This is a genomic window from Pseudomonas putida (genome assembly GCF_016406145.1).
GTDB lineage: Bacteria > Pseudomonadota > Gammaproteobacteria > Pseudomonadales > Pseudomonadaceae > Aquipseudomonas > Aquipseudomonas putida_E.
Window position 1 is genome coordinate 2,509,399 of sequence record NZ_CP066306.1, and the last position, 17,447, is coordinate 2,526,845.

Sequence of the window (17,447 nt, forward strand, 5' to 3'; positions counted from 1 at the left end):
GAACAGCCCGTTGTTAACGGGTTGACTCCGCATCGGCTTCGGCGAACGCCTCGCGGGCCAGGCGGAAACTGTCCACCGCCGCGGGTACGCCGCAATAAATGCCGACCTGGAGCAGGATCTCGCGAATCTGTTCACGGCTCAGGCCATTACGCAAGGCGCCGCGAATATGCAGCTTGAGCTCGTGGGGCCGGTTGAGCGCGGAAATCATGGCCAAGTTTATCATGCTGCGCTCTTTGAGCGACAAGCCATCGCGGCCCCAGACGTGGCCCCAGCAGTACTCTGTAACCAGCTCCTGCAAAGGCTTGGTGAAGTCATCGGCGTTCTGGATCGAGCGGTTGACGTAGTCCTCGCCCAGCACCTGGGTGCGGATCTGCAGGCCTTTTTCGTACTTTTCGTTGCTCATTGCCTAGCTCCGAATCAAAAGAGGGGCCGCAACCAAGGGTGAGAGGGTCGCGCGGCCCCTGAAAAAAGTATCGGGGCCGCTTTGCGGCCCAATCGCCGGCAAGCCGGCGATTGGGCTGTGTAGCAGCCCCCAGGGCATCAGCCCAGCGGGGGCAGGGCGCCCAGTTTGCCTCTGTGATAGACCATCGGGGTCACCGGATCGGCGGGCAGCACCAGGTTCTTCACCGCGCCGACGATGATCGCGTGATCGCCGCCATCATACTCGCGCCACAGCTCGCACTCGATGATCGCTGTGGCCTTAGCCAGCAGCGGGTTGCCCAGCTCGCTCAGGTGCCACTCGATGCCCTTTGCCTTGTCCTTGCCCTTGCCGGCGAAGGCGTAGGCCTCGGCGGTCTGTTCGGCGGACAGCAGGTGGATCGCGAACTGCTTGCTGTCCCGCAGGATCGGGTAAGTGTCAGAGGCATAGTTGGGGCAGAACAGCACCAGCGCCGGGTCGATCGACAGCGCGCTGAACGCGCTGGCGGTGATGCCGACAATGCCGCCGTCGGCGTCCAGGGTGGTGACCACCGTGACCCCGGATGGGAAGGAGCCCATCACGTCTTTGTAGATGCCTGGTTCGATCATCGTGTATTACCTCTTAGCGCATCACAAACGGGTCGGGCATCGGCGCGGTGGACAGGTTGATCCACACGGTCTTCAGCTCGGTATAGGCCAGCACCGAATCGATGCCGCTTTCACGGCCGTAGCCGCTGTTCTTGAAGCCGCCGATCGGCGCCATGGCCGATACTGCGCGGTATGTGTTCACCCATATGATCCCCGAACGCACGTCGCGAGCCAGGCGGTGGGCGCGGCCCAAGTCGCGCGTCCAGATGCCGGCCGCCAGGCCGAACTGCGAGTCGTTGGCGATGGCCAGGGCCTCCTCCTCGGTCTTGAAGCGGATGACCGCGGCGACCGGGCCGAACACCTCTTCCTGCATGATGGTCATCGAGTTGCTATCGCACTCGAACAGCGTCGGTTCGTAGAACCAGCCTTCGCCCTCGACTTCGGCACGTTTGCCGCCCATGTGCAGCTTCGCGCCTTCAGCCTTGGCCGCAGCAACCAGGCTTTCGACCACGGCCAACTGCTGGGCGGTGGCCATCGGGCCCATTTCGCTGGTGTCGTCCTGAGGGTTACCGATGCGGATGCGCTTGGCCCGCTCGATCAGGCGGGCGACGAACTCGTCGAAGATCTCGTCCTGCACCAGCAGGCGCGAACCTGCCACGCAGCTTTGCCCGGAGGCGGCATAGATGCCGGCCACAGCACCGTTGATGGCACTGTCCAGATCGGCGTCGGCGAAAATGATGTTCGGTGACTTGCCGCCCAGCTCCAGCGACAGTTTGGCGAAGTTCTCGGCACTGCTGCGCACCACGTGGCGAGCGGTGGCGGCGCCGCCGGTGAAGGCGATCTTGCGCACCAGCGGGTGGCGCGTCAGCGCAGCGCCGGTGCTTGGGCCGTAGCCGGTGACCACGTTGACCACGCCCGGCGGGAAGCCTGCTTCCAAGGCCAGGCGGGCCAGCTCGAGGATGGTCGCCGAGGCATGCTCGGAAGGCTTGAGCACGATGGTGTTGCCGGCGGCCAGCGCTGGCGCCAGTTTGATCGCGGTGAGGTACAGGGGGCTGTTCCACGGGATGATCCCGGCTACCACGCCGATCGGTTCGTGCACGGTGTAGGCGAACAGGTCAGGCTTGTCCAGCGGCAGGGTACCGCCTTCGAGCTTGTCGGCCAGGCCCGCGGTGTAGTGGAAGAACTCGGGCAGGTAACCGACCTGGCCGCGGGTTTCGCGGATCAGCTTGCCGTTGTCACGGCTTTCCAGCTGAGCCAAGTGTTCTTTGTTTTCGGCGATCAGGTCACCCAGCTTGCGCAGCAGTTTGCCCCGTGCGGTGGCGGTGATGCTGCGCCAGCCTTTGCTGTCGAACGCACGCTGGGCGGCCTGGACCGCCAACTCCACATCGGCCTCATCAGCGTCGGGCAGTTGCGCCCAGGCCTGGGCGGTGGCCGGGTTGAGGCTGTCGAAGGTCTTGCCGCTCTGGGCATCGAGCCATTGGCCGTCGATGCACATCTGGAAACGAACGAGGGTCATGCAACAATCCCCTTGGCGGATTCGGTGAGGGTGCGGGCTTGGCTGAGGAAATCCAGAAGCATCTTGTTGACTTCACGGGGTGCCTCCACCGGCATCATATGCCGTTGTTCGGCGAGGACCACACTTTGCGCGCCAGGAATGCTGGCAGCGAGCTGGCGGGTCATGGCCGGGGTGGAGCCCGAGTCGAGTTCGCCGGTGGCGATCAGTGTCGGCACCTGAATGCTGCCCAGGTCACTGGCGCGGTACATGTCCTGGGTGGCGAACAGCGAATAAGTGGTGTGGTAGCCCTGCGGGTCGTTGCTCGCCAGTACCTGGCGAATCGCGGCGACCTGCGCCGGGTTGGCTGCCTTGTATTCCCGACTGAACCAGCGGTCGAGCGCGGCGTCGACGTTGGCATCGGGGCCTTGTTGGGCAGCTTGGGCTGCGCGTGCGATGACGCCAGCGCTCTGCTCCGGGGTGCGGTTGAACACGCTGTTGAGTACCACCAGCGCAGACAAGCGCTGTGGGTAGTTCAGGGCAAAGGCGCGTGCGACCAGGCCGCCCATGGAGAAGCCGATCACGGTCGCCTGGGCGATCTGCAGGTGGTCGAGCAGTTCCGCCAGCTGGGCAGCGTAGCCTTCCAGGCCGGTGTCGGCGGCAGGCAGTGCGCTCTGGCCATGGCCGAGCATGTCGTAGGCAATGACGCGGTAGTCGTTGGCAAGGCCCACGAACTGCCCGCCCCACATTTCCTTGTTCAGGCCCACGCCGTGGATCAGCACCACGGGTTGGCCCTGGCCTTGGGCCAGGTAACTGGTCCCGGCCGGTGTACGTTCAGCGACAGGCTGAATCATGGAGGGCGCTCCTTGAAGGTCGGGCGCGGCGGGTAAGCACGCCACGCCCCGGCCCGTCTTGGTTGTTGTTATTGAGCGTTGGCTTTTTCGGCAGCCAGTTCTTCCAGGTCGATATAACGGTTGCCGATGCGCGGGTGCAGGCGGCCGCCGTCGGCAGCGCCCAGTACCACGACGATTTCGTCGGCACGCGGGGCGTCTTCGATCTGCATTTCCAGGGTGATGTAGTGCGAGCGCAGGCCTTCGTCGTCCTTCTGCATCATCGGGATCTGGATCGAGGTGCCCGGGCCGCCGCGCTTGTTGGTGAAGCTCAGGTAGCTCTTGGCTTGTACGGCTTCGCGGTAATGGTTGCCGAAGCGCAGGGTGTGGATCACCGCCGAAGCGTGCTCGATCTCGCCATCGGCGCCGACCACGGCAGCTTTACCGTAGGCTTCGATCTTGTCGGCGCCACCGATGGCAGCTGTCAGGCGCTCGACCATCAGCGCACCCAGCTCGGAGCAGTTGGCGCGGATTTCCGGCTTGAGGTCTTCAACGAAGCCGCGGCCGGCCCATGGGTTCTTGATCACCACGGCCAGGCCGACCATGGTCACCGGCTTGTCGGTGGCCTTGCCGCCTTCGATGCGGGTCTCTTCGGAGTAGGTGACGATCTTGCGGATTTCGAAACTCATGAGGGGCTCCTGGTGAGGGTTATCAGCTCTTGTTGTCTGATGGTATACCATAATATTTGTTGTGCAAGAGGCCGCTGGAAATTTCTCTGATGAGAAGACGAAAGGCGGCGTGAGCCGGCTTCAAGCTCCAAGCTCGCGGACGAGCACATACGCCCTTGCTTGCAGCTAAAAAAACGCCCGCTCGCGAGGGCCAACACGGCCGCCGGGAGCGGGCTGATCCCGCAACGTTTTCAGGCAATGGGAATTCAGGCGAACGCCGGCACCACTTCCTTGATGAACAGCTCGAGCGACTTCTTCTTCTCGGCGTGGGGCAGGCTGTTGTCGCACCAGAAGCTGAACTCGTCGACGCCAAGTTCCTGGTAGTACTTGATGCGCGCGATGATTTCTTCTGGTGTACCGATCATGGTGTTCTTGCGGATGTTCTCCAGCGCGAAGGCCGGCACCTCGGCGAACTTCGACTCTGGGCTTGGTTCCAGGAAGCCGTTGACCGGGACCGTCTTGTTGCCAAACCAGGCATCGAAGGTACGGTAGAAGCGCGAAATGGCCTGGGCGCCGATTTTCCAGCCATCGGGCTCCGACGGGCTGTGCACATGGGTGTGGCGCAGCACCATCAGTTGCGGGCGCTGTACCTCGGGGTTGTTGTCCAGTGCAGCCTGGAACTTGTTTTTCAGGTCCAGTACTTCTTCATCACCCTTCATCAACGGGGTGACCATGACGTTGCAGCCGTTTTTCACCGCAAAGTTGTGTGAGTCCGGGTCGCGCGCAGCGATCCACATCGGCGGCATGCCCTGCTGCACCGGCTTGGGCACACTGGTGGAGGTGGGGAAATTGTAGACTTCGCCTTCATGGGCGTAGTCGCCTTCCCACAGCTTGCGTACCGCCGGGACCATTTCGCGCAGGGCCTTGCCGCCGTCGGTGGCCGGCATGCCATTGGCCATGCGGTCGAACTCGAACTGGTAGGCGCCACGGGCCAGGCCCACTTCCATGCGACCGTTGCTGATCACGTCGAGCAGGGCGCACTCGCCAGCCACGCGGATCGGGTTCCAGAACGGCGCAATGATGGTGCCGGCGCCCAGACGGATCTTCTCGGTGCGTGCGGCCAGGTAGGCCAACAGCGGCATCGGGCTTGGTGAAATGGTGTATTCCATGGCGTGGTGTTCGCCGATCCACACGGTGCTGAAACCGCCGTTTTCGGCCATCAGGGTCAGTTCGGTAAGGTCTTCGAACAGCTGGCGGTGGCTGACCTGTTCATCCCAACGTTCCATGTGTACGAACAACGAAAATTTCATGGGGCATTCCTCGCAGCTTGAAAGTCTCGCCTGGCGTGCCAGGCGTCAGTAATAACGTTAGGCGTCTCAGGCGAAGGCGGGCAGGCTGGCCATTTTGCCGCGGCAGTAGACCATCGGCCGTGGGGCCTGCTCGGGAACGATCAGGTTGTGCACCTTGCCGACCATTATCGCGTGGTCGCCACCTTCATATTCACGCCACAACTCGCATTCGATCACCGCAGTGGCCCCCGCCAGCACCGGGTTGCCCAGTTCACTCAGGGTCCACTCGATACCGGCGGCCTTGTCCTTGCCTTTTTTGGCGAAGGCGTAGGCTTCAGCCTGCTGTTCACCAGAGAGCAGGTGAATGGCAAAGCGCTTGTTCTTGATCAGCACAGGGTAGGAATCGGAACTGTAGTTGGGGCAGAACAGCACCAGCGGCGGGTCCATCGACAGGGAAGAAAAGGCGCTGGCGGTAAGGCCGACGATCGAGCCGTCGTCGTCCAGGGTGGTGATGACGGTGACGCCTGAGGGGAAGGAGCCCAAGACGTTCTTGTAAACGGTTGCGTCGATCATGGCGTGTACCTCGAAGGGGGTAGCGGTGGGCCGCTTTTTATCGTTGATGTGTCTGATGGTATACCGTAATACTCGTTTTGCAAGCGGAATTTTTATCGGTGTAAAAAACATGATGAGTGGCTCAAAGCCGCGTGTAACGGGGCTTAGCTGAAAACATCAAGGCGTGGTCGCGGCTGCTGAACCGGATCAGTAAGGGTTTTTAAAACCGAATCAGTGTTGTCAAAAGTTTGGAATACCATAATATGGTCCGCAGCTGAGAGGCCGCCTAGACGCGGTTTCCTTACAAAGATAAAAACGACCTTTCGAGCTGAAAACCATGTCCCAACCGTCATCGCAACACCAGTTTGTCGAGAATCACACGGTCGATTACGTTCCACCTGCCGAGCGCCATGGGAAGGCGCGCGACCTGTTCACCCTCTGGTTCAGTACCAACATCGCGCCACTGCCTATCGTCACCGGCGCCATGGTGGTCCAGGTATTCCACCTGAACCTGCTGTGGGGCCTGATCGCCATCGTGCTGGGCCATCTGATCGGGGGCGTGGTCATCGCCCTGGCCTCTGCGCAGGGACCACAGCTGGGGATCCCACAGATGGTGCAGAGCCGCGGCCAGTTCGGTCGGTACGGTGCCTTGCTGATCGTGTTCTTCACGGCGTTGATCTATGTTGGCTTCTTCATTTCCAACATCGTGCTGGCAGGCAAGTCGATCCACGGCATTGCTCCGAGCGTGCCGATGCCTACGGCGATCGTCATCGGCGCCCTGAGCGCGACGGCGATCGGTGTTATCGGCTACCGCTTCATTCATAGCCTGAACCGCATTGGCACCTGGGTGATGGGGTCGGCATTGCTGGCCGGTTTCATCATGATGTTTACCCAAGAACTGCCCGCCGACTTCTTAAGCCGAGGCGCGTTCAACCTGTCGGGCTTCATTGCCACCGTATCGCTGGGCACCATCTGGCAGATCAGCTTCTCCCCGTACACCTCCGATTACTCGCGCTACCTGCCTAAGGAAGTCGGTATTGCAAAGCCGTTCTGGGCGACGTATTTCGGCGCCACACTGGGCACCATACTGTGCTTCAGCTTTGGTGCGGTGGCAGTGCTGTGCGTGCCCCAAGGCACCGACGCGATGGACGCGGTCAAGCAGGCCACCGGCTGGCTGGGCCCGATCCTGATGGTGTTGTTCCTGCTCAACATCATCAGCCACAACGCCCTCAACCTGTATGGCGCGGTACTGTCGATCGTCACGGCCATCCAGACCTTCTTCGCTCAATGGACGCCTAGCATCAAGGTGCGGGTAATGCTGGCTGCAGTGATTCTGGTGGCGTGCGGGATGGTTGCGCTCAATGCCTCGGCGGATTTCATCGGCCACTTCATCGGGCTGATCCTGGCACTGTTGCTGGTGCTGGTGCCGTGGGCTTCGATCAACCTGATCGACTTTTACCTGATCAAGAAGGGCGAGTACGACATCGCCTCGATCTTCCGCGCTGATGGCGGGATTTACGGGCGCTTCAACCCCCACGCGATCATTGCCTATGCGTGCGGGATTCTGGTGCAGTTGCCGTTTGCGAACACGTCGCTTTATGTAGGGCCATATTCGAACATTGTCGAGGGGGCGGACTTGTCCTGGCTGTTCGGCTTGATCGTGACGGTGCCGTTGTATTACTGCCTGGCTACGCGGAACAAGCCCGAGAAGGCTGTGCGGGCTGTCAGCGCCAAAGGGTAGTTGCCCGGGGTTTCGCGACACCAAAGCTCAAGCGTTTGCGTAGGAGCGGCCTTGTGTCGCGAAAGGGCCGCAACGCGGCCCCTGTAGTTTCAGATCAGACTTTGAACTGCGCGACCATGCCGTTCAAATCAACCGCCAGGCGCGACAAATCCTGCGCCGCCGCACTGGTCTGATTGGCGCCCGCCGAGGTCTGCATCGCCAGGTCGCGGATGTTGACCAGGTTGCGGTCCACCTCCCGCGCCACTTGTGCCTGTTCTTCCGAAGCACTGGCGATCACCAGGTTGCGCTGGTTGATCGAAGCGATCGCTTCGGCAATCACTTCCAGCGCCTGCCCGGCACCCTGTGCCACTTCAAGCGTACCGGTGGCACGGCCTTGGCTGCTGTGCATGGCCGTCACCGCACGCTCGGTACCGTTCTGAATCCCTGCGATCATCTGTTCGATCTCTGCGGTGGACTGCTGGGTGCGGTGGGCAAGGGCACGCACTTCATCGGCGACCACGGCAAAACCACGGCCCGCTTCACCGGCACGTGCCGCTTCGATGGCAGCGTTGAGGGCCAGCAGGTTGGTCTGGCCGGCAATCGCGCCAATCACATCGAGCACGCGGCTGATCTCGTTGGCATTGCTGGCCAACTGCTCGATTTCGGCAGAGGTGCCGGTGACGTCATCGACCAGGTGCTGGATAGAGGCCAGCGCCTGGTTGACCTGATCGCGGCCATCGCGCGTGGTGCGGTCGGCGCCCTGGGACGCATCTGCAGTGCTCACCGCGTTGTTCGCCACTTCTTCTACGGCGGCGGTCATCTGGTTGACGGCCGTCGCCGCCTGGTCGATCTCCGCGCTCTGTTGGTGCAGGCCACGGCTGGTATCTTCGGTAACCGTGTGCAGCTCTTCCGAAGCCGAGGCCAGCTGGTCGGACGAGGCCGCAATCTTGCGAATGGTATCGCGCAGGCTTGCCTGCATGCGGCTCAGGGCGCGCAGCAGCAAGGCTGGTTCATCGCGGCCGGTAATCGTGATGTCCTGGGTCAGGTCGCCGGTGGCGACACGTTCGGCCACGGCCACGGCATCTGCCAATGGCACGACGATGCTGCGGGTAAGCACGGTGGCAATGGCCACCAAGGCGATCATGATCACCAGCAGTGAACCGATAATGGCTGCGAAGGCTTCGTCGGCCACGTCACTGCTGCGCTGCGAGGCTTGTTCGGCCCCCTTGCTGTTATACGTGATCAAGGCCGACAGGGCTTTCATCATGGTGTCGGCGTGCTGGGTGAGCGGCCCGCTGATCTGCTGCTTGGCCTCGGCCATGCGGCCGGCGGCAATGTCTTTGAGTACCTGCGACTGCAGGCCGAAGTACTGTTGATGGGCCGCGATCAATGCGTTGAACAGGGCACGGTCATCGGCGGCGATGATGGTGGCTTCATAGTCTTTCAGGCCGTTGTTGAGTTGCTCATTGATGCGTTTGAACAACTCGATGTTGCGCATGCGCTCGCTGTGGCTGTCATCCAGCGCGGCGCGCAGGGTGATAGCGCGGGCGCGGCCGAGGTTGGTACTGATGTCACCGAGGGCGACCACGGCAGGCATCCAGGTGACGCGGATTTCGTCCGTGGCCTCGTCCATCTGCCGGGTTTCGTAAAGTGCTATAAGGCCCATGACCAGGACCAGGGCGCCCAACAGGGCAAATACGCTGGCAGCGCGAATGCCGATCTTCATATTCCGTAACTGCATGGAATGTTCCTTGACGGTGGTGCGCAATCAAGGGCATGGCAAACTCCCGGTTCACCGGGGCGGTGCCAAGCTCTCAATGTGCTGCAATATAGTTATGTGCCTCACCTCTGATTATTGTTTTTCAGAATAGTGCCATATTGCCATCATTATTGACCAGACATTCAATGCAGCGTCATCAGCTGATAAAACCGTCATTTATTGACGGATCTGTCAGGAAATTGCAGTTAAACGATCGGAATCAATGGGTCGGCGGCCGCCAGGGCCAAGGCACGGTCAGCGGCTGGTGGATAGATCCATACGGTGTTGATCTGGCGCTTGAGGGCTTTGCCTTCCTGGCCTTGCAATTTAAGTTCGCGCTCCCAGCCTTCACTGAACGCCGCGCCCCAGCCACCCAGGTCCAGACAGGTGACGTACTTGGGTTGGCGATACACCACCGGCTGTTCGCCGAGCAGGTCGGCCATGGCATTGTTGCCAGCGTAGCGGCCCATGGGGATGGCGTGCTGGCAGGTCATCAGCGCATGGTTGCCCAGTTCGTCGACGGCTGCCCAGGCGGTGTCACCCGTGGCGTAGATGTGTGCCTGGCCAACCACCTTGAGGTGGTCGTCTACCTTCAGACGGCCGAAGTTGTCGCGCTCGCCGGCCACCTGGGCGGTCAGCGGGCTTGCCTTGACGCCCACAGTCCAGATTACGGTTTTACTGGCGATGTACTCGCCGTTGTCCAAGGTGACGCCACCGGCATCAACCGCAACCACCGATGTACCGGCCAACCACTCGACGCCCGCCTGTTCGCAAGCCGCGACAATCGAAGGCGTGATGCCCGCGCCCAGCGCGGCGCCTACACGGGTACCGCGGTCGACCACCAGCACGCGCACCGCTGCGTCACCGAGCACGGCACGCAGGCGGGCAGGCATTTCAGTAGCGGTCTCGATGCCCGTGAAACCACCGCCGCAAACCACCACGGTGTTGCGTGCCGGTGAGGCGGGCAGGGCGGCCAAGCCCGCCAAGTGCTGCTCGAGGCGCACAGCCGACTCCATCTGGTCGACGTCAAAAGTGTGTTCGGCCATACCTGCTATCGCCGGGCGCGCCACCTGGCTGCCGGCTGCCAGGATCAGGCGGTCATAGGCGATTTGCTGGGGCAGGCCGCTTGCGTCGGTGTAGCTCACGCTGCGCCCTTGGGGGTCGATGGTCTGCGCGTGGCCTTCGAGGAACTGCACGCCCACGGCTTCGAACAGCTCACCCACTGGCGCCTTCATGGCATGCACGTCGGCTTCGTAGAAGCGTGGCCGGATACGCAGTTCAGGCTGGGGCGCCAGCACGCTGATGCTCAGGTCGTCGCGCCGGGCCTTGTCGAGCAGGCGGGCGGCGCTCAATGCACTCCATACACCGGCAAAGCCGGCACCGATGATCAGAACGTTAGATTTCATGAGGATGCTCCGTGGGTAAGGGGGCTTCGAGCGGGGTGTGTCTGCCTCGAATAACTACGACTGTAGCGATCGTAGTTTATCCGTGCAACTCTTTTTTCCTGCCGAACGCTGACCAAAGAACGGATCTGAACGCTGAAAGGCATATGAATAAAGGTTTCCATGGAGATACAGAGGGATCACGGCTAGCGACCAATGGCATTCCTGGCCCCATTTTTCAATCTGACGGTGAATTTTGCCCTTTGAATTACATAGGAATGCCAAAATGACTTAACAGTTGACTGTCAAGTTTCTCTGAGTTTTGTCGAAAACAGTCACAGTAAGAGCCAAATCATGCCAAAGATTTGAGATCTAAAATTAAGAGAATTAATTATTTTTCTGAGGATTTAAGGGACTTGATGTAGTCATGTACATCTTTTTTTGACAGCAAAGGGGTCGTTGTGGCAGAAGATAACGGGTAGCGCGCGATGAGTTTACCTGTTTTAATTAGAGCTTCTGCAAACTTAGGTTTTAGAATGAGATTGGCTTGTGGGCAAGTGTAATAGTTACTAAGGATTTCATCAATTTTATTTTTGTCGATAGGGGTGATGAATTTTAATTTGTTAATGGTGATAATTTTAATAGTGCCTGGCTTGCTGAATAAGTTGTAAAATGCAAGAGGGCTTATGTTGTGGGATTTGATAACGCTCTGTAAATTGTGTAGATTTAGTTTGAGGCAGTGATCTAGGCCTGCTCGGTGTTTTGCAGGTGGTTGGTTCTTTTCGGGGGAGGTATTTCTAATGAAAAAAGGAGAATTTGTTAAGGATTCAATAGAATATAAGCGCGAGCGCGAGATGTCCAGTGGACTTCCTGTGATTGGCGCAATTCCAAGCTGAGAAAGAGCTTTGACGATTTTTGAAGGGGTAATGCCTAACCAATCGGCTAAAGTAGCTGCTCTCACATAAAGCTCATAAAATTCATTAACTGACGAGCTGGTTATTAGCCGACGTTTACGTGTCAGGTGATAAATAGACTTCAAAAGGTTGCGATTTGCCATTGAAGCTATTGCTGCGGCGTCTACGTGAAGAAGTTTGGCAGTTTCAGTGATCGTTAGGCCATTTCCATCTTCTATAGTTGCTCCTTTAGCGGTCTTGTTCTGCAAGTTCTTGAAACTGTCTTTAGAATAAAAGATACAGGGCGTGCCATCTACCTCAGGACTGCGGACTGGAACTATATTGAGTTCAGCTGCTTTGCTAGATTGGCGATTTATAGCGCATCCAAGTAGGTTTGCTGCATCGCGTGAGTTGAAATGTTTATCAAGAAACGTATCAATGGATTCTTTGCTAACCGAGAAGCCATTTTTGGTTTCGAAAGTATAAGCGCCTTTTAATAGCCCCTTCGAAACTAGACTTCGTATTACCATTCTGCTCCTTCCCATGTAGCACGCACCCTCTGTAACCGTAAGCCAAGTTTCGGTGGGTGAGTCTGAAATCATGGGAAGGTTAAGTGTGCGTACAGGCGGAGGAGTTACGGAGGAGTTGCAGTAGGCTATGATTGCTGAATGATCTTTCCGGTGTATCAATTTTTCTTGTAATAGCCGACTTCTGCAGCTAGGGGGCAAAATTCTAAGCGCTGCTCGCGCCTTGAAGATGCGTGATGTTGTAAGGTTGTGGCTGGCTGCTAATAGCTCAATTGACGTTAAGTCATCGTCAAACCGAGATACGGATTCGGTAGTGATAACTAATTTGCTGGTCGGAGTTCGCAGTCCGGTTAAAAGACCTTCGTTCAAGATCTCGCGGAGCATCTTTAGGCTAATGCATAATTTTTGCATTGTCTCGTATCTTGACAGATGTAGCGGTAGTGCTGGGCTTGCCTTTAGTTTGCCGATGTTGAGACGGAATTTTAACGCCGCGTCAGAAATAGCGAGCGCCTGACGCCAAGTGTACGGGCCACGGTCACTAACTTTTACAACAGATGAGACGAATGCAGGCCAGTGTGGCATCGGGATTTTAAGCCACGCCATGAGTTGTGAGCTGATAAGTATGAACTCTATAGGTTTACCTTTCTTAGCATTTAAGCTGTTATCTTTGTATTGCAGGGGCGGTTTTTCCTCACTGCAGCGGTGGCGTAATACGCGTAACACTGAGTTCTGCATCATAGGGTGTGGGATTCGAGAGAATTTAGCGAACAGCACCCGGGCGGGTATGTCTGGATAAAGGGTGCGAAATTTCTTAAGGTTTTCTTCTATCAGTGATTGGCATTCGTCGATAACGCCTATTGCAATACCCAAAATGGCTCGGCCTGTTGAGCTCTGCCAGTCACACGCAAATGAATTTGTAATGGATATTAAAATTTTTTGCAATGCGTCGAATTTTTCCTGGTCATGGGTTCGGAATATTTTAAGCAAAAATTGCTCAATCACCGTGTCCGCTGGGTCGCAGGGAGGCGACTTGAGGACGCAACCGCATTGGCATTTGTCCTCTATCGGCTTCCACCATTTAATTGATTTTTTGCAGCGTGGGCATATCAGAATGTATTGAGTGTGGTGGAATGGGCAAAATGTGCTTAGTTTTATGTCTATTATGAAGTGTTCCTTGCCTTCTTTCCAGCAGTTAGAGCAAAATGCATTGTTGCGTGCTCTTATGTACTTTCTAGGCACTTTTATGCCGCTGATTATCAATGAAGATGTCACTACCTCATCTGGTGCGGGCGGGTAGAAACCATTGAGGACTAGGTCTCGAAGATGGCCAGCCTCCTCAGCCATTTTCATTATTGCTGGATTGTCTTGACAAATAGGAGCAGAGCTAATGGAGGTAGTGCCCAAGATTTTGAAAATTTCACGCCCGTAAAAACATCCATGTTTAAATGCCATGCGTTTAAGTATGCTGGTGGGGCTTTCTTCCGCTTGTGGGATAGGAATAAATAGTAAGTTATTCATCAGGGTCTCCATCTTTTTCGTTTATTATTTCTTTGAGCTCCGAGTAGCTGAGTGTGAAAGGGTTGGTCGCGCTTAGGCGTTCGGGCAGATCAATATATTCAGTGGCGATTAGGAAGTCATTTGCAGTAAGGGACATGGTTCCGTTACGATTGAGGCAATATTTTAGGGCGTCGCTGATAATAAGGCGCAGTGTCCCGATGTTACCATTGGTGGCAACGTATAACGCCGATGCAATAGCTCGGTCGTTCAGATGCGCCCCAAGACCGAGCGGTGTTAGCTGGTACATACTGGAGTCAAGTTTTTGGAGCATCGAATAAAACTCAGAATCCGGCCCTTCTGAGTAATGGAAGTTATTCAACTCTACTAGGTATGGATAACGGCGTGCAAAAGCTCTGTTGTTGTCACGAATATTTATGCACTCTTCGGTGCCCGAAAGAATAATTGGAATCCGGAGTGTATTCAAAAGAGAAACTATCCATGCTAACGAGTCAACCCGAACGTTTTCCCCGGCGGTGACGCACAGGCGTTGAATTTCGTCGAGAAAAATTACTTTGACACCTGCTGTGATCAAGCACGTGACGAGTTGGTGCGTCAGCTTTTCTCGTGTGCCCCCAGGTGTCCGATTGATCAACATGCGCAAGATATTAGTTATAAGGCCTTTGACGGTTGCTTGGGCAGGAACTTCGCAGTAGATTACTGGCATCCGTGTGTAGACACCGTCTTCCCTAACATCGTCGGGTTGGTGAAGGGTGCGAAAATAGTTGAGCAGCGTCGATTTTCCAAGCCCGCTAGGGGCAGAAAGTAAAGCACAAACTGGCCTCCCCAATGTTTGTGTGTTTTCAATCGCGTTCTGGATTTGCGAAAACGCTCGGCGAAAGCTTGGGTAGAAAATGATGGTTTTATCAAATGCGTGCAAGGCACTGGCCATGTCCGGTGTCATGATGACCTCCAAGGATATCTAGCCCTCACTGATCCACTGAAAGGTAGTGAAGGTAAATGCAGGTTTTTTCCCTTAATTTGATTTGCTGCTGCGTTAAATTCCAGGTGCCGAGTAATCATCTGGTGTGTCTTGATGATAGGGGTAATCCACTACAGGTTTCGTGCGTTGGATCAACTTACTTTTCTTCGGCTTGAGTTGCATTCCCTCTTTGCACTCTTCAATACGATGACGTTTGAGCCGATTTTTCTTGTTCTTAATATCGGAGATCTCACGCAGGATTTTGACCCTGGCTCTCCGTGCTACGCGAGAGTTAAATTTCTGCCGGTCTTCGCGCACGCGTTTTTGTATGAGCTTATGGAGGTGCAGGGTAAGGCCGTCTTGATAGTCAGCGTCTACCGCTTCTAATTCGAATACCTCTTCACGGTGATCAGGGTGGCAGACCCAAGCTTTTCCTAAATTGCTACGGTCGTAATAAACCAGTAGTTTCTTCTCTGTGGAATACTGATTAGCAAGGTAGCCGACCGCTGGGCCTGTCCAAAACAGCGAATCAAAGCGTAACCTTCCTTGGCTTGGCGTCGCTCTGAATGCTTGCCAAAAATGTTTGTTTAGTTCATCCGATGAGTATCGTTTTGGTTGAAAAAGAGCGTTGCTGTATTTCTCCCAGGCTTGCCGGGGTGAAATTCCGATGGTGCTGTGTCTCCGTTCAGCGTAAACCTCTGAAATCCATCGGCCAATAAATTCGACTAACTCGTCAAGTTGCAACATTGCTCGCTCCTCGGAGTCGTACTCGCCGCGATCAGCAGGGGCGGCAAAAGTCGTCCCTGGCATCAGGTGAATTAGCTCTTTGGAAAGAGTTCCGAAAAAAGCTTCGATGTGGGGCTTTTGGTTGGGAGAACCTGGTTCGCAGTAGCAGATTTCCCCGCCCAGCATCATGATAATGCGTTGTAAGTTTTCAGCTATGTACTCAGGTCCACCATCAAAAACGTAACGTTGGCCTACACCGCCATATGGATTGTCGCTAGACAAGGACAAACGAAGCGCTCTTAATGTGGTGTCCAAAGAGGGTGGATTGAATGATACAGCCCACGCGCAGATCATTCGGCTACAAACGTCCATAAAGGCGGTCAAGTATGGTCGCCCAATTACCTGGCCAAACTGATCGACTAATATTACATGCAGCATTTGGGTGTCGGCCTCTATCAGTTCCAAGACATGTGTTGCCCTACTGTGTTTAACGGACCAGTGGTGCTGCCGGCGGGCATACTTAACACCCTTCTGTGCGAGATCTTTTTCATAGCTATCGACTTCCCGTAAGATTCGATTCAAGGTCGAGCAGGACGGAGCTTTTAACTTGTCGTAGAGGGGGCGGGTCTCATTAACTTCGTCGAGTGTCTCGAGAATCGTGTCGATCACTTCGGTTTTTCGGGCAGGTTCCTCATTTAAGTAGTGGAGCTTAATTTCCGCCTCAATGATTTGTTGTACCTCGTGAGGCTGATTGTCTATCCGTTGCTTGAGTCTGGTTCGGGTCTTCGGTACTAGGCTAATATAGTTTTCTCCGCCGAGTCGCAGTTTGCGGACCCATCCCCGTACGGTATTCAGGCTTGGCGCGCTGATATCATTGATCTGTTGAGCAAGTTTGTGAATCAATGCTCGTGTCAGGACACTAGGCAGCCTGCCTGGGAAGCGATCATTGACCGGCTTCGTATAATGCTGCCGGCGGTTATATCCTTCTGCAATACGCTTGGGTAATCCAGCCAGAACAGCTGTAGGTTCATGTTGGATAGGTGCTTCTTGAACTTTTACAAGTCGACCACTTTTCCATGCCCCATAGAGTAGGGGCAAAGTGTTCCGCAGTATAGTTTTGGTGCCTTCGGTCGCTCGCAATTGGATGTGTTCACCGCGAATCTGGGTAACTTCGTAGCGGCAGCCGCGGTACTGGTAGCGCTCCCCGACTTTCATTTCGAACGCGTTCATGATTGCCTCCAAATGTGGGTCGACAGTGTCAACTTTTGATTGAGGTTGACCGACAGATGGCCTTGAAAAATTGCGTAACAGATATCTGAGGTGGCCACATCCATGTCTATAAGGGTCTTTAGATCCGTTCGGTTAGGTTGTACGTCACTCACCAATTGGCATACCCGCTGTGCAGAGCTTTCACTTCCAGCCAAGCTATGGTGGTAGAGGTACTGCAAGTTTTGGGTAATGATGGAATTGGGTAGTTGGGCATGCTCAATCCAGTGAAAGAAGTAGCCGCTATCCAGCAGCATGGTCTCCACTGCATTCATTGCTTGCTGTGCGTCAGGCATCTCCCGAAAACGCGGACTGAGCACCTTGTAATACACCCTTGATCCCGTTTTTAGATGAACCAGGAAGTCAGCATTGAACACGGTTGTGCCTCGGCAAAGGGTGGGCGGGCGGCATTCGTAGGCGATGACGTCCTTACGGTATTCAAGGTAAATGCACTGCTCGGCTTGCAGGACGTTGGCGCAGGCCACAGGGGTGTCATTCTTACGCGAATACAACAAGGTCACTCGTTTACCATGACAGCCCCTACGTAGTTCCTTGCGAGGCAAAAACTTGATTGCACTTTCGGCGGAGGTAATCATTGCTTGCTCCATTTGAGTGCGTTGACTCAAATCAATTGGGGGCAGCCGGTTGTGATGGCTGGTTCGCCAACGCAGTGGCTACAGTGGAGGCTGTGGTGCGTCCCTATGGCGAGACAGGTGATCACGATCGTAGAACGCCTGGCGGCGAGGACACCTCTATATTGCTGTCGAAACACACTTGGCATAGCCGTAGAAGTCTGCGAACTTCGGGATCGTACATCTGTTCAGACGTGGTCAACTGATAGCTCGGACCAGTAACATCAGTT

14 protein-coding genes are annotated in these 17,447 nt (G+C 56.1%); 1 reads left to right on the top strand and 13 read right to left on the bottom strand.

Annotated features, from left to right (window positions below; all coding sequences use genetic code 11):
• Positions 1 to 13 precede the first annotated feature (13 nt).
• The 7 genes from JET17_RS11485 to JET17_RS11515 all read right to left on the bottom strand — a co-directional run bounded on the left by JET17_RS11485 (position 14) and on the right by JET17_RS11515 (position 5,857).
• On the bottom strand, positions 14 to 403 hold the full coding sequence (locus JET17_RS11485) for a carboxymuconolactone decarboxylase family protein (protein WP_012314144.1): 390 nt from the start codon (positions 401 to 403) through the stop codon (positions 14 to 16).
• Between the two features lie 137 nt (positions 404 to 540).
• Positions 541 to 1,026, bottom strand: coding sequence for a flavin reductase family protein (locus JET17_RS11490; RefSeq protein ID WP_012314145.1), 486 nt, complete (start codon positions 1,024 to 1,026; stop codon positions 541 to 543).
• 13 nt (positions 1,027 to 1,039) lie between these two features.
• Positions 1,040 to 2,521, bottom strand: coding sequence for an aldehyde dehydrogenase (locus JET17_RS11495; RefSeq protein ID WP_012314146.1), 1,482 nt, complete (start codon positions 2,519 to 2,521; stop codon positions 1,040 to 1,042).
• On the bottom strand, positions 2,518 to 3,351 hold the full coding sequence (locus JET17_RS11500) for an alpha/beta fold hydrolase (protein ID WP_012314147.1): 834 nt from the start codon (positions 3,349 to 3,351) through the stop codon (positions 2,518 to 2,520). Before JET17_RS11500 ends, JET17_RS11495 begins: the two co-directional genes overlap by 4 nt.
• Before the next feature lie 68 nt (positions 3,352 to 3,419).
• Positions 3,420 to 4,016, bottom strand: coding sequence for an amino acid synthesis family protein (locus tag JET17_RS11505; protein WP_003256068.1), 597 nt, complete (start codon positions 4,014 to 4,016; stop codon positions 3,420 to 3,422).
• A 245-nt stretch (positions 4,017 to 4,261) separates the two neighbouring features.
• Entirely contained in the window at positions 4,262 to 5,305 is a 1,044-nt protein-coding gene (locus tag JET17_RS11510) for an LLM class flavin-dependent oxidoreductase (RefSeq protein WP_012314148.1), read from the bottom strand.
• A gap of 66 nt (positions 5,306 to 5,371) precedes the next feature.
• On the bottom strand, positions 5,372 to 5,857 hold the full coding sequence (locus tag JET17_RS11515; RefSeq protein ID WP_012314149.1) for a flavin reductase family protein: 486 nt from the start codon (positions 5,855 to 5,857) through the stop codon (positions 5,372 to 5,374).
• Between the two features lie 316 nt (positions 5,858 to 6,173).
• On the opposite strand from JET17_RS11515, the gene JET17_RS11520 reads away from it, so the two are divergent.
• Positions 6,174 to 7,577: a purine-cytosine permease family protein gene (locus tag JET17_RS11520; RefSeq protein WP_012314150.1), complete on the top strand. Its 1,404-nt coding sequence runs from the start codon at positions 6,174 to 6,176 to the stop codon at positions 7,575 to 7,577.
• Positions 7,578 to 7,671: 94 nt separating this feature from the next.
• On the opposite strand, the gene JET17_RS11525 is transcribed toward JET17_RS11520, so the two are convergent.
• The 6 genes from JET17_RS11525 to JET17_RS11550 all read right to left on the bottom strand — a co-directional run bounded on the left by JET17_RS11525 (position 7,672) and on the right by JET17_RS11550 (position 17,181).
• Positions 7,672 to 9,297 (bottom strand): methyl-accepting chemotaxis protein, encoded by a 1,626-nt coding sequence (locus tag JET17_RS11525; RefSeq protein WP_012314151.1) that lies wholly within the window; start codon positions 9,295 to 9,297, stop codon positions 7,672 to 7,674.
• Positions 9,298 to 9,521: 224 nt separating this feature from the next.
• The gene (locus JET17_RS11530; RefSeq protein ID WP_012314152.1) at positions 9,522 to 10,721 is read right to left on the bottom strand and encodes an NAD(P)/FAD-dependent oxidoreductase; all 1,200 of its coding nucleotides are present in this window, start codon (positions 10,719 to 10,721) and stop codon (positions 9,522 to 9,524) included.
• A gap of 367 nt (positions 10,722 to 11,088) precedes the next feature.
• The gene (locus tag JET17_RS11535) at positions 11,089 to 13,635 is read right to left on the bottom strand and encodes a TniQ family protein (RefSeq protein WP_158246729.1); all 2,547 of its coding nucleotides are present in this window, start codon (positions 13,633 to 13,635) and stop codon (positions 11,089 to 11,091) included.
• The gene (locus tag JET17_RS11540) at positions 13,628 to 14,575 is read right to left on the bottom strand and encodes a TniB family NTP-binding protein (RefSeq protein ID WP_012314154.1); all 948 of its coding nucleotides are present in this window, start codon (positions 14,573 to 14,575) and stop codon (positions 13,628 to 13,630) included. The genes JET17_RS11535 and JET17_RS11540 overlap by 8 nt, the downstream gene beginning before the upstream one ends.
• 93 nt (positions 14,576 to 14,668) lie before the next feature.
• On the bottom strand, positions 14,669 to 16,549 hold the full coding sequence (locus JET17_RS11545; RefSeq protein ID WP_012314155.1) for a DDE-type integrase/transposase/recombinase: 1,881 nt from the start codon (positions 16,547 to 16,549) through the stop codon (positions 14,669 to 14,671).
• Positions 16,546 to 17,181, bottom strand: coding sequence for a hypothetical protein (locus tag JET17_RS11550; protein WP_042111387.1), 636 nt, complete (start codon positions 17,179 to 17,181; stop codon positions 16,546 to 16,548). The genes JET17_RS11545 and JET17_RS11550 overlap by 4 nt, the downstream gene beginning before the upstream one ends.
• Positions 17,182 to 17,447 lie beyond the last annotated feature (266 nt).